1 protein-coding gene (only partly in view) is annotated in these 14,614 nt (G+C 76.9%); it reads left to right on the forward strand.

The window, feature by feature from the left end; all coding sequences use genetic code 11:
* Positions 1-14,614: the 5' portion of a type I polyketide synthase gene (locus ACIQWA_RS37070; RefSeq protein ID WP_402490576.1), read on the forward strand. The gene runs 13,367 nt beyond the window's last position; the window shows 14,614 of its 27,981 coding nt (coding positions 1-14,614); the start codon lies at positions 1-3; its stop codon lies beyond the right edge, outside the window.

The following is a 14,614-nucleotide window of genomic DNA, read 5'->3' on the forward strand; positions in this document are numbered from 1 at the left end:
ATGGACAAGGAACAGAAGCTCCGGGACTACCTCAAGCGGGCCAGCGCGGACCTCCAGCGCTCCCGGCAGCGGGTGGACGAGCTGGAGGCGGCCGCCCGGGAGCCGATCGCCATCGTGGGAATGAGCTGCCGCTTCCCCGGCGGGGTCGCGTCTCCGGAGGACCTCTGGGCGATGCTCGTCGCCGGCGAGGACGGCATCACCGGCCTGCCCGCCGACCGCGGCTGGGAGCTCGACCCGGCGGCCGGGCCGGTCGACGTCCGGGGCGGGTTCCTGCAGGGCGCCGCCGACTTCGACCCGGGCTTCTTCGGCATCTCGCCGCGTGAGGCGCTGTCCATGGACCCACAGCAGCGCGTCCTGCTGGAGGCGTCCTGGGAGGCCGTCGAACGGGCAGGCATCGACCCGAGCAGCGTCCGCGGCACCCGCACCGGCGTCTTCGTCGGTGCGATGCCGCAGGACTACCGCACCGGGCCGGACGACGACGTCCAGGGCTTCGTGCTGACCGGCAACGCGACCAGCGTGATCTCCGGCCGCCTCTCCTACGTCCTCGGCGCCGTCGGCCCGGCCGTCACCGTCGACACCGCGTGCTCGTCGTCGCTCGTCGCGCTCCACCTGGCTGCCCAGTCGCTACGCGCGGGGGAGTGCGGCATGGCGCTCGCCGCGGGCGTGACCGTCATGTCGACCCCCACGACCTTCGTCGAGTTCGCCCGGCAGGGCGGCTTGGCCTCGGACGGTCGCTGCCGCTCCTTCGCCGACGCCGCGGACGGCACCGGTTGGGCCGAGGGCGTGGGCGTGCTCGTCCTGGAGCGGCTTTCGGTGGCCCGGCGCAACGGGCACCGGGTGCTGGCCGTCGTGCGCGGCACCGCCGTCAACCAGGACGGCGCCTCCAACGGGCTCACCGCGCCCAACGGGCCGTCCCAGCAGCGCGTCATCGAGCAGGCGCTGCGCAACGCGCGGCTCTCCGCCGACCAGGTGGACGCGGTCGAGGCACACGGCACCGGCACCGTCCTCGGTGACCCGGTCGAGGCCCAGGCGCTGCTCGCCACCTACGGGCGCGGCCGGGACCCGCAACGCCCGCTGCTGCTCGGCTCGGTGAAGTCGAACCTGAGCCACACCCAGGCCGCGGCGGGCATGGCCGGAGTGATCAAGACGGTGCTGGCGCTGCGGCACGAGCTGCTGCCCCGCACCCTGCACGTGGACGAGCCGTCGACGCACGTCGACTGGGAGTCCGGCGCCGTCCGGCTGCTGACCGAGGCGACGCCGTGGCCGCGGGGCGCCGAGCCGCGCCGGGCGGGCGTCTCGTCCTTCGGCCTCAGCGGCACCAACGCGCACGCCATCATCGAGGAGGCCCCGGCTGCGGAGGAGGCGCCCGCCTCCGGGGCCGTCGAGGCCGGGGCGCTGCCCTGGCTGGTCTCCGGCCGTACCCCCGAGGCGCTGCGCGCCCAGGCCCGGCGGCTGGTCGTCTTCCTGGCGGCGGACGCCGAGGGCTCCGACGCCGACCTCGCCCACGCGCTCGCCACCACCCGCGCCGCCCTGGAGCACCGCGCCGTCGTCACCGCGGCCGGCCGCGCCGAGGCCGTCGCGGCGCTCACCGCGCTCGCGGACGGCGAGGGCGACGGCCGGGCGGTGCTCGGCACCACCCAGGGGCGCGGCAAGCTCGCCTTCCTGTTCGCCGGCCAGGGCTCGCAGCGCCTCGGCATGGGCCGCGAACTCGCCGCCCGCTTCCCGGTGTTCGCCGCCGCGCTGGACGAGGTGCTCACCCGGCTCGACGTCCAGCTCGAAGGCCGGCCGGGCGCGCCGCTGCGCGAGGTGATCTGGGGTGCCGACGAGGACGCCCTGAACCGCACCGGTCGCGCGCAGCCCGCGCTGTTCGCCGTCGAGGTCGCGCTGTACCGGCTGCTGGAGTCCTGGGGCGTGCGCCCGGACTTCCTGGCCGGCCACTCCGTCGGCGAGATCGCCGCCGCGCACGTCGCCGGGGTGTTCACCCTCGCCGACGCGTGCGTCCTGGTCGCCGCCCGGGCCCGCCTGATGCAGGCCCTGCCGGCCGGCGGCGCCATGGTCGCGATGCAGGCGAGCGAGGAGGAGGTCCTCCCGCTGCTCGGCGACGGCGTGTCGCTGGCAGCCGTCAACGGGCCGCGGAGCGTGGTCGTCGCGGGCGAGACCGCAGCGGCCGGTGCCGTCGGCGCGCACTTCGCCGAACTCGGCCGCAAGGTACGGCGGTTGCGCGTCTCGCACGCCTTCCACTCGCCGCTCATGGACCCGATGCTCGACGAGTTCCGTGCCGTCGTCGCCGGGCTGGACCCGCAGGCGCCCGCGATCCCGCTCGTCTCGACGCTCACCGGCACGCTCGCCACCGTCCAGCAGCTCACCTCCGCCGACTACTGGGCCGACCAGGCCCGCCAGGCCGTCCGCTTCGCCGACGCCGTCGGCTGGCTCGGCGGGCACGGCGCCGGGCTGTTCCTCGAACTCGGCCCGGACGGCGCCCTTGCCGCGCTCGCCCAGGGAGCCCTCGACGAGCCGGCCGGCGAAGGTCGCCGCGCCCTCGCCGCGCTGCGCCCCGGCCGCGACGAGACCGAGGCGCTCACCGAGGCACTCGCCGGCCTGCACGTGCGCGGGGTCCCGGTGCACTGGGACGCCTACTTCGAGGGCACCGGCGCCCGCCGTGCCGACCTGCCGACCTACGCCTTCCAGCGCAAGCGCTACTGGCCGAAGAGCGCGCTCTCGCGCACCGGCGACGTCCGCGCCGCCGGGCTCGGCTCGGCCAACCACCCGCTGCTCGCCGCCGCCGTCTCCCTCGCCAACACCGACGGCCTGCTGCTGACCGGCCGGCTCTCGCTGCGCACCCACCCGTGGCTGGCCGACCACGGCGTCGACGGAACCGTGCTGCTGCCCGGCACGGCCTTCCTTGAACTCGCCGTGCGTGCGGGCGACGAGGTCGGCTGCGAGCGCGTCGAGGAGCTGACGCTCACCGCGCCCCTGCCGCTGCCCGAACAGGGGGGCGTGCAGGTGCAGGTGTGGGCCGGACGGGCCGACACGAGCGGGCGGCGCACCGTCGGCGTCTACGCCCGCCCCGAGGGTGATGAGGACGCCCCGTGGACGCAGCACGCCGACGGCATCCTCGCGCCGGGCGACTCGGCGGGTGAACAGCGCTTCGCCGCAGAGGAGTTCACGCAGTGGCCGCCGGCCGGCGCCGAGGCGCTGGACCTGGACGGCCTGGACGAGCGCCTCGTCGGCGCGGGCTTCCGCTACGGCCCGGCGTTCCGCGGGCTGTGCGCGGCCTGGCGGCGCGGCGAGGACGTGTTCGCCGAGGTCGCGCTGGACGAGGGCGCGAGTGGCGAGGCGGGCGCGTTCGGGATGCACCCGGCGCTGCTGGACGCGGCGCTGCACGCGACGGCGTTCCTCGGGCTCGGCGGGGTGCCGTTCTCCTGGCAGGACGTCAGTCTGCACGCGGCGGGTGCGTCGGTGGTGCGGGTGCGGCTGTCCGCGACCGGGGACGACTCGGTCGCCGTCGAGATCGCCGACGCGGCGGGCGGCCCGGTCGTCTCGGTCGGCTCGTTGCTGCTGCGACCGCTGCCGGCGCTCGCCGGGGCGGGCGCGGGGCCGGTGCGGGACGCGATGTTCGAGCTGCGCTGGTCCCGGCCGCGCGGCGGTGGACAGGCGCCCGCCTCGGTGGCCGTCCCGAACGCGGACCCGCTCGGGCTCGGCGTCCTCCCGTCGGCGGGCGAGGGGTCGGCCGAGGTGGTGCTCGTGCCGCTCGCGGGGGACCCGGCCGACCCGGTCGGCTCGGCCCACGCGCTGACGGCCCTGGCGTTGGCCCGGGTCCAGGAGTGGCTCGCGGCGGACACGGACGGCCGGCTGGTCTTCGTGACCCGCGGCGCCGTCGCGACGGCGGCGGACGGCGAGGTCACCGACCCGGCCGCGGCTGCCGTGTGGGGCCTGGTGCGCTCCGCGCAGGCCGAGGACCCGGGCCGGTTCGGCCTGGTCGACCTGGATCCGGCCGGCGGTCCGCTGCCCGAGCGGGCCCTCGGCGGTGACGAGCCGCAGCTGGCCGTGCGCGGCGGCGCTGTGCTGGCGGCCCGGCTGGCCCGCGCGGCCGCGGTGGCCGGGACCGGCGCGGCGTGGAGCCCGGACGGGACCGTCCTGATCACCGGCGGCACCGGCGGCCTCGGCGCCGTCCTCGCCCGGCACCTGGTGGCCGAGCACGGCGTTCGTCGCCTCGTGCTCGCGAGCCGCCGAGGAGCCGCGGCCGAAGGCGCCGCCGACCTGGTCGCGCGGCTCACCGCGGCGGGCGCCGAGGTGGCCGTCGAGGCGTGTGACCTCAGCGACCGCGTCGCCGTCGAACGCCTGATCGCGGGCGTGCCCCTCGGTCACCCGCTGACCGCCGTGGTGCACGCCGCGGGCGTCCTCGACGACGGCGTCGTCGAACACCTCACCCCCGAGCGGCTCGCCGCCGTCCTGCGGCCCAAGGCCGACGCCCTGTGGCACCTCCACGAGGCCACGCGGGCGCTCGACCTCGCCGCGTTCGTCGTCTTCTCGTCCTTCTCCGGCACCGTCGGCGCGGCCGGGCAGGCCAACTACGCCGCGGGCAACGCCTTCGCGGACGCGCTCGTGCGCACCCGCCGCGCCGCCGGCCTGCCCGGACTCTCACTCGGCTGGGGCCCCTGGGCCCCCGTCGGCGGAATGACCGGAGGGCTCAGTGACGCGGACCTCGACCGGCTCGCCGGGCTCGGCACCCCGGCGCTCTCCGAGGCCGACGGCACTGCGCTGTTCGATGCCGCCCTCGCCCGCCCCGAAGCCGTCCTGCTGCCCGTCCGCCTCGACCTCCCGGCGCTGCGCGCCCGGGGCGAGGTGCCGCCGCTGCTGCGCGGCCTGATCCGCACCCCCGCACGGCGCGCCGCCGTGGCCGCCGGCGAGGCGGCCGGCGCCCTCACCCGGCGGCTCGCCGGGCTGGACGGGCGCGCCCGCACCGAGGCCGTCGTCGACCTGGTCCGTGCCCAGGTGGCGGCCGTGCTGCGGCACGCCGACGCCGCCGAGGTCGACCCGCACCGCCCGTTCCAGGACCTCGGCTTCGACTCGCTCACCGCCGTCGAGCTGCGCAACCGTCTGAGCGCCGCCACCGGGCTGCGCACCTCCGCGACCGTCGTCTTCGACTACCCGACCGTCACCGCCCTCGCCGGCCACGTCCTGGACGGTCTGACGGGCGCCCAGGCGCCCGCCGCCGCGGCCCCCGTGCGGGCGGCGGCCGACGACGACCCGATCGTCATCGTCGGCATGAGCTGCCGCTACCCCGGCGGCGTCGCCTCGCCCGAGGACCTCTGGCGGCTGGTGCGCGAGGGCACCGACGCGATCTCCGGCCTGCCCACCGACCGCGGCTGGGACGTCGAGGCGCTCTACCACCCGGACCCGGACCACCTCGGCACCAGCTACACCCGCTTCGGCGGCTTCCTGCACGAGGCCGCCGACTTCGACCCGGGCTTCTTCGGCATGAGCCCGCGCGAGGCGCTGGCCACCGACGCCCAGCAGCGCCTGCTGCTGGAGGCCTGCTGGGAGGCGGTCGAGCGGGCCGGCATCGACCCGGTGTCGCTGCGCGGCAGCCGCACCGGCGTGTTCGCCGGCGTGATGTACAACGACTACTCCGCGCTGCTCGCGGGCGGCCGCTTCGAGGGCCACCAGGGCAGCGGCACCTCGCCGAGCATCGCCTCCGGCCGCGTCTCGTACGCGCTCGGCCTGGAGGGCCCGGCCGTCACCGTCGACACCGCGTGCTCGTCCTCGCTCGTCGCCATGCACTGGGCCATGCAGGCCCTGCGCACCGGAGAGTGCACGCTCGCACTGGCCGGCGGCGTGACGGTGATGTCCACCCCGACCTCGCTGATCGAGTTCTCCCGCCAGCGCGGCCTGGCCCCGGACGGGCGCTGCAAGGCCTTCTCCGACCGGGCCGACGGCGTCGGCTGGTCCGAGGGCGTCGGCGTGATCGCCCTGGAGCGACTGTCCGACGCGCGCCGCAACGGGCACGAGGTGCTGGCCGTCGTGCGCGGCTCGGCCGTCAACCAGGACGGGGCCTCCAACGGGCTCACCGCGCCCAACGGGCCGTCCCAGCAGCGCGTGATCCGCCAGGCCCTGGCCACCGCCGGGCTGGCGACGGCGGACGTCGACGTCGTCGAGGCACACGGCACCGGCACCTCTCTGGGTGACCCGATCGAGGCCCAGGCCTTGCTGGCGACCTACGGCCAGGACCGCGAACTCCCGCTGCTGCTCGGCTCGGTGAAGTCCAACCTCGGCCACACCCAGGCAGCCGCGGGCGTCGCGGGCGTGATCAAGATGGTGCTGGCGATGCGGCACGGCGTCGTGCCCCGCACCCTGCACGCGGCCGAGCCGTCCTCCCACGTGGACTGGGAGGAGGGCGCGGTGGAGCTGCTGACCGAGGAGGCGGACTGGCCGGAGACCGGCCGGCCGCGCCGGGCCGGCGTGTCCTCCTTCGGTTTCAGCGGCACCAACGCCCATGTCATCCTCGAACAGGCCCCCGCCGTCGCCGTCCGGAACACCGCTCCGGCCGTCGCCGAACCCGTCCTGCTGTGGCCGCTGGCCGGCCGCAGCCCGGCCGCGCTGCGCGACCAGGCCGCACGCCTGCGCGCCTTCGCCACCGCGGACCCGGCCGCGAACCCGGCCGACCTCGGCCTCTCGCTCGCCACCACCCGCTCCGGCTTCGACCACCGCGCCGTCGCCGTCGGCGGAGACCTCGACGAGCTCCTCGCCGCCCTGAAGGCCCTCGCCGCGGGCGAGTCCGCCGCCGGACTGGTCGCGGGCGAGACCGGCGCCGGCAAGCTCGCCGTGCTGTTCGCCGGCCAGGGCGCCCAGCGCCTCGGCACCGGACGCGAACTCGCGAAGCGCTACCCGGTGTTCGCCGAGGCGCTGGACGAGGTGCTGCGCGAGTTCGGCCCCCGGCTGGAGCGCCCGCTGCGCGACGTGCTGTGGGGCGAGGACGAGGAGCCGCTGCACCGTACCGGCTGGGCGCAGCCCGCGATCTTCGCCGTCGAGGTCGCCCTGTTCCGTCTGGTCGCCTCGCTCGGCGTGCGCGCCGACGTGCTGCTCGGTCACTCCGTCGGAGAGATCGCCGCCGCGCACTGCGCCGGGGTGCTGTCGCTGGCCGACGCCTGCGCGCTCGTCGCCGCCCGGGCCCGGCTCATGGACGCGCTGCCCGAGGGTGGCGCCATGGTCTCCGTCGAGGCCGCCGAGGACGAGGTGCTGCCGCGCCTGGTGTCCGGGGTGTCCGTCGCGGCCGTCAACGGGCCGCGGGCCGTGGTGATCTCCGGCCTGGAGGACGAAGTCCTGAGCATCGCCGAAGAGTTCGCGGCCGAGGGCCGGCGGACCAAGCGGCTGCGCGTCTCGCACGCCTTCCACTCGCCGCTGATGGAGCCGATGCTGGAGGAGTTCCGGCGCACCGTCGCGGAGCTGGACTTCCGCGCGCCGGCCATCCCGCTGGTCTCCGACACCACCGGTGGGCTCGCCACCGAGGCGGAGCTGTGCTCACCCGACTACTGGGTCGAGCACGTGCGCCGGGCCGTGCGCTTCGCCGACGGCGTCCGCGCCGCCCGCGCGGCCGGCGCCGTCACCTTCCTCGAACTCGGCCCGGACGGCGTGCTGTCCGCGCTCGCCGAGGAGGTCCTCGTCGGCGAGACCTCCGTGGCGGTCGTCCCGCTGCTGCGCGCCGACCGCCCCGAGGAGCGGACCGCCGCCCTCGCCCTGGCCGCGCTCCACGTGCGCGGCCACGCCCTCGACTGGGCCGCGCTGTACGCGGGCACCGGCGCCCGCCGCACCGGCCTGCCCACCTACGCGTTCCAGCACGAGCGCTACTGGCCCGAACCCGAGCCCGACGCCGCCCACCCGTCGGCCGCCGACCCCGCCGACTCCGCGCTGTGGGGCGCCGTCGAGCGCGGCAGCGCCGCCGAACTCGCCGGCCTGCTCGGCCTTCGCGACGAACAGCACGCCGGCCTCTACGCCCTCCTGCCCGCCCTCGCCGACTGGCGCCGCACCCGGCACGAGAAGGCCCAGCTCGACGCGGCTCGCTACCGGGTCCACTGGCGGCCCGTGCGCCCGGCGGCTGCGCCCGTGCTGGACGGCACCTGGCTGGTCGTCACCACCGACACCGTCGACGACGACGAGCTCCTCGACGCCCTGCGCGGCCACGGCGCCCGCCTGGAGCGCCTGGTGCTCGCCGAGGACTCCCGCGACCGCGGTGAACTCGCCAACCGGATCGCGGACTTCGGACAGCTGAGCGGCATCCTGTCGCTCGTTCCGCTGGCCGACCGGCCCGTCCCCGGGCCCGGCCTGCCGGAGGGCGTCGCGCTCGGCGTCGTCCTCGCCCAGGCCCTCGGTGACCTGCGCTCCGCCGCACCGCTGTGGACCGTCACCCGCGGCGCCGTCTCCACCGGGCCCGCCGATCCGCTCACCAACCCCGTCCAGGCCGCCGCGTGGGGCCTGGGCCGGGTCGCCGCCCTGGAGCGCCCGCAGGCGCCCGGCGGGCTGGTCGACCTGCCGCCGGTGCTGGACGCGCCGACGGTGCAGGGCCTCGTCGGCGTTCTCGCGAGCAGTAGGCGTGGGGGAGAGGACCAGATCGCCTTGCGCGGCAGCGCCGCCTACGGCCGCCGCCTGGTGCGGCACGCCGTCGACGAGCTGCCCCGCGCCGAGGAGTTCACCGCCGAGGGCACCGTCCTCGTCACCGGCGGCACCGGCGCGCTCGGCGCCGAGGTCGCCCGCTGGCTGGCCCGCAGTGGCGCCCGGCACCTCGTGCTCACCGGCCGCCGCGGGCCGGCCGCCCCCGGCGCCGCCGAACTCGTCGCCGAACTCGCCGAACTCGGCGCCTCCGCCGCCGTCGTCGCGTGCGACGTCGCCGACCGCGACGCGCTCGCCGCCGTCCTCGCCGCCGTCCCGGCCGAACACCCGCTGACCGGCGTCGTGCACGCCGCCGGCGTCGGCCAGGCTGCCCCGCTCGCGGACACCCCGGTCGCCGAGGTCGCCGCGCTCACCGCCGCCAAGCTCCAGGGCGCCGCCCACCTCGACGCCCTCCTCACCGACCACGACCTGGACTTCTTCGTCCTCTTCTCCTCCGTCGCCGGCATCTGGGGCAGCGTCGGCCAGAGCGCCTACGCCGCGGCCAACGCCTACCTCGACGCCCTCGCCGAGAACCGTCGCGCCCGCGGCCTGACCGCCACCTCGATCGCCTGGGGCCCGTGGGCCGGCGCCGGCATGGCCGCCCACGAGGCCGTCTCCGACGGCCTGCGCCGCCAAGGCCTGCGCTTCCTCGCCCCGGAGACCGCGCTCACCGAGTTGCGCCGCGCGATCGTCCACGAGGACGTCGCCGTGACCGTCGCGGACGTCGACTGGGAGCGCTACGCCCCCGTCTTCACCGCCGCCCGGCCGAGCGTCCTGTTCGACGAGCTGCCCGAGGTCCGCGCCCTCGCCCGCAGTGCCGCGGCCGATGCCGGGGCCGCCTCCGACCTCGTCGGCCGCCTGCGCGGCCTGGCCGAGGCCGAGCGCGACCGCCTGCTCGTCGACCTGGTGCGCCGGGAGGCCGCCGCCGTCCTCGGCCACGGTTCGGTCGACGGCGTGCCCGAGAAGCGGGCCTTCCGCGACGCCGGGTTCGACTCGCTGACCGCCGTCGAGCTGCGCAAGCGCCTCGCCGCGCTGACCGGCCTTCCGCTGCCCAGCACCATGGCCTTCGACCACCCGACGCCGGTCGCGCTCGCCGCGTTCCTGCGCGGCGAACTGCTCGACGCACCGCAGGACGCGACGGCGCTCCCGGTCGCCGCCGCCGACCCGGACGAGCCGATCGCGATCGTCGGCATGGGCTGCCGCTTCCCCGGCGGCGCGGCGAACCCCGAGCAGCTGTGGCGGCTCGTCGCCGAGGGCACCGACGCCATCTCCGAGTTCCCGGAGAACCGCGGCTGGGACACCGGCCTCTTCGACCCCGACCCGGACACCCCCGGCCGCACGTACTCGACCCAGGGCGGGTTCCTGCACGAGGCCGGCGAGTTCGACGCCGCGTTCTTCGGCATCTCCCCGCGCGAGGCCCTCGCCATGGACCCCCAGCAGCGCCTGCTGCTGGAGACCACCTGGGAGGCCCTGGAGTCCGCGGGCATCGACCCGACCTCCGTCCACGGCAGCGCCACCGGCACCTTCATCGGGTCCACGTACCAGGAGTACGGGCTCGGCATGGACGACAGCTCCGCCGGGCACGCCGTCACAGGCACCAGTCCGAGCGTGCTCTCCGGGCGCCTGGCCTACCTGTTCGGCCTGGAGGGCCCGGCCGTCACGGTCGACACCGCGTGCTCCTCGTCGCTCGTCGCGCTGCACCTGGCCTGCCAGTCGCTGCGCGGCGGCGAGAGCTCCCTCGCGCTCGCCGGCGGCGCCACCGTCATGACCAACCCCAACGCCTTCATCGCCTTCAGCCGCCAGCGCGCCCTCGCCGCCGACGGCCGCTGCAAGGCCTTCTCCGAGGCCGCCGACGGCATGACCCTCGCCGAAGGCGTCGGCGTCGTCGTCCTGGAGCGGCTCTCCGACGCCGAGCGCAACGGCCACCAGGTGCTCGCCGTCATCCGCGGCTCCGCGATCAACCAGGACGGCGCCTCCAACGGGCTCACCGCGCCGAACGGGCCGTCCCAGCAGCGCGTCATCCGCCAGGCCCTGCACAACGCGGGCCTCACCCCCGACGACGTCGACGCCGTCGAGGCGCACGGCACCGGCACCGCCCTCGGCGACCCGATCGAGGCCCAGGCCCTCCAGGCCGCCTACGGGCGCGACCGCGACCCACGGCGCCCGCTGCGGCTCGGCTCGCTCAAGTCCAACATCGGCCACACCCAGTCGGCGGCGGGCGTCGCCGGAGTGATCAAGATGGTCCAGGCGCTGCGCCACGGCGTGCTCCCGGCCACCCTGCACGCCGGCGAGCCGTCCTCGCACATCGACTGGACACCCGGCACCGTGGCCCTGCTGGACGAGGCCACACCGTGGCCGGCCGGCGAGCGGATCCGCCGCTGTGCGGTCTCCTCCTTCGGCATCAGCGGCACCAACGCCCACGTCGTGCTGGAGGAGGCGCCGGCCGCGCTCCCGACGGAGACCGCCGAGGCGTCGGACGGCGTCCTGCCGTGGTTGCTCTCCGCCCGCACCCCCGCCGCCCTGCAGGCCCAGGCCGCGCGCCTGGCCGACCACCTCGACGCCGAGCCGGACCTGCGCCCGCACGACGTCGCCCACACCCTGCTGACCACCCGCGCGCTCTTCGAACACCGCGCCGTCGTGCTCGGCGCCGACGCCGCCGAACTGCGTGCGGGCCTCGCCGCGCTCGCCGCCGGCGCGTCCGCGCCCAACGCCGTCCAGGGCCTCGCCGAGGACGGCGGCCGCACCGTCTTCGTCTTCCCCGGCCAGGGCTCCCAGTGGGCCGGCATGGGCGCCCAGCTGCTCGACGAGTCGCCGGTGTTCGCCGCGCGCATCGCCGAGTGCGCGGCGGCCCTGTCCGGGCACGTCGACTGGTCGCTGCTCGACGTGCTGCGCCAGGTCGAGGGCGCGCCCGCCCTCGACCGCGTCGACGTCGTCCAGCCCGCGACCTTCGCCGTCATGGTGGCGCTCGCCGAGGTCTGGCGCGCCCACGGCATCCACCCGGATGCCGTGGTGGGCCACTCCCAGGGCGAGATCGCCGCCGCCGTCGTCGCCGGGGCGCTCTCCCTGGAGGACGGCGCCCGGGTGGCCGCCCTGCGCAGCCGCCTGATCGGCCGTGTCCTGGCGGGCTCCGGCGGGATGGTCTCGGTGCCGCTGTCCGCCGAGGAGGCCGAGGAGCGGCTGCGCTCGCGCTCCGGCGGGCTCGCCGTCGCCGCCGTGAACGGGCCGCGGACCGTCGTCGTCGCCGGCCCGGCCGGTGAACTCGACGAGCTGATGGCCGAGTTCGAGGCCGAGGGCCTGCGCGCCCGGCGGATCAGCGTGGACTACGGCTCGCACTCCGCCCAGGTCGAACTCCTCAGGGACGACCTCCTGGCCGACCTCGCCCCCGTGCGCCCGCGCGCCGCCGAGGTGCCGTTCTTCTCCACCGTCACCGGCGACCGGCTCGACACCACCGCCATGGACGCCGGCTACTGGTACCGCAACCTGCGCAACCCGGTCCGCTTCGACCCGGCCGTGCGCGAGCTCATGGCCCAGGGCCACAGCCTGTTCGTCGAGGTCAGCCCGCACACCGTGCTCACCATGGCGATCGAGGCCACCGCCGAGGACCGCGGCGACCGCGCCACCGCCGTCGGCACCCTGCGCCGCGACAAGGGCGGCACCGACCGCTTCCTCACCTCCCTCGCCGAGGCCTTCGTCCGCGGCGGCCGGGCCGACTGGTCCGCCCGCACCGCCGGCGGGCGCCCCGTGCCGCTGCCCACCTACGCCTTCCAGCACGAGCACCTGTGGGCCGTCGCGCCCCGGCCCGGCGGGCAGCCGGAGGACGGCGAGTTCTGGAGCGCCGTCGAGGAGGCCGACGTCGAGGCGCTGGCCGCCCGGCTGCGCATCGACAGCGGCGCGCTCGCGCCGGTGCTGCCCGCGCTGACCGACTGGCACCGCCGCCGGCGGGAGCGCTCGACGGTCGACTCCTGGCGCTACCGGGCGACCTGGAAGCCGCTGACCGCCGCGTCCGCCCGCCTGGACGGCACCTGGCTGCTCGTCACCGCCTCCGCCGACGAGGGAGAAGACGTCGCGGAGGCCCTCACCGCGCACGGCGCGAGCGTCGAACGCCTCGTCCTGGACGACGCCTGCACCGACCGGCAGCGGCTCGCCGCGCTCCTGCAACCGGCGGACCTCACGGGCATCGTCTCCCTGCTCGCCACCGCCGAGCGGCCGAGCGAACGCCATCCCGCCCTGCCCGGGGGCGTCGCGCTCACCCTCGCGCTGATCCAGGCCCTCGGCGACGCCGGGCAGGACGCCCCACTGTGGTGCCTCACCCGCGGCGCCGTCGCCGCCGGGCGCACCGACCGGGTGACCAACCCGGTGCAGGCGCAGGTCCACGGCCTCGGCTGGACGGCCGCCCTGGAGCACCCGCAGCGCTTCGGCGGCGTCGTCGACCTGCCCGTCGCGCTCGACCGGCGCGCCGGCGAGCGGCTGGCCGCCGTGCTGGCCGCCCGCGTCGAGGACCAGGTGGCGATCCGCCCCTCCGGCGCCTACGCCCGCCGCATCGTGCGCGCCGCGGCCGCCACCCGCCGCGAGGCCGGGCCGCTGCGCGGCACCGTCCTCATCACCGGCGGCACCGGCACCCTCGCCCCGCACCTGGCCCGCCGCCTCGCCGCCGAGGGCGCCGAGCGGATCGTGCTCACCAGCCGCCGCGGCGCCACCGCGCCCGGCGCGGCCGAACTGCTCGCCGAACTCGCCGCCGCGGGCTGCGCCGCCGAGATGGCCGCCTGCGACCTCACCGACCGCGACGCCGTCGCGGCGATGCTCGCCGAGCTGGCCGCCGCCGGCCACGAGGTGCGCACCGTCGTCCACACCGCCGCCGTCATCGAACTGCTGTCGATCGAGGAGACCACCCACGAGGCCTTCGCCAAGGTCCTGCACGCCAAGACCGCCGGCGCCCGCCACCTCGACGAGCTCCTGCCCGACGACCAGCTCGACGCCTTCGTGCTCTACTCCTCCACCGCCGGCCTGTGGGGCAGCGGCCGGCACGCCGCCTACGTCGCCGGCAACGCCTACCTCAACGCGCTCGCCGAGCACCGCCGCGCCCGCGGCGGCCGGGCCACCGCGATCTCCTGGGGCATCTGGGCCGACGACCTGAAACTCGGCCGCGTCGACCCAGGCCAGATCCGGCGCAGCGGCCTGGTCTTCATGGACCCCTCGCTCGCCCTGGACGGGCTGCGCCAGGCCCTGGACGCCGACGAGCAGGTGCTCGCGATCGCCGACGTCGACTGGGAGCGCTACCACCCGGTCTTCACCTCCGGCCGCCCGACCGACCTCTTCGAGGACGTGCCCGAGGTGCGCCGCCTCACCGAGGCCGCCGAACGCCCCTCCGGGGACGGCGAGTTCGCCGCCCGGCTGCGTGCCCTGCCGGCCGCCGAGCAGGAGCGCCGCCTGCTGGACCTGGTCCGCGCCGAGGCGGCGACCACGCTCGGGCACGCCTCGCCCGAAGTGCTGTCGGAGCAGCGGGCCTTCCGCGACGTCGGCTTCGACTCGCTGACCGCCGTCGACCTGCGCAACCGACTGGCCGCCGCGACCGGGCTCACGCTGCCCAGCACCCTCGTGTTCGACCACCCGAACCCGCTCGCCCTGGTGCGCTTCCTGCGGGAGAAGACCGCCGGCGCGGCTGTCGACGGGCCGGTCGAGGGGACGACCGCCGTCGCGCTGGACGAGCCGATCGCCATCATCGGCATGAGCTGCCGCTACCCGGGCGGGATCGCCTCGCCCGAGGACCTGTGGCGGCTCGTCACCTCGGGCGGCGACGCCATCACCGAGTTCCCGGCCGACCGCGGCTGGGACACCGAGGGGCTGTACGACCCGGACCCGGACGCGCCCGGCCGCACCTACTCGGTGCGCGGCGGCTTCCTGCGGAACGTCGCCGACTTCGACGCCGCGTTCTTCGGCATCTCCCCGCGCGAGGCCCTCGCCATGGACC

It is taken from the genome of Kitasatospora sp. NPDC098652, from assembly GCF_044760155.1.
In the GTDB taxonomy this organism is placed as follows: domain Bacteria; phylum Actinomycetota; class Actinomycetes; order Streptomycetales; family Streptomycetaceae; genus Kitasatospora.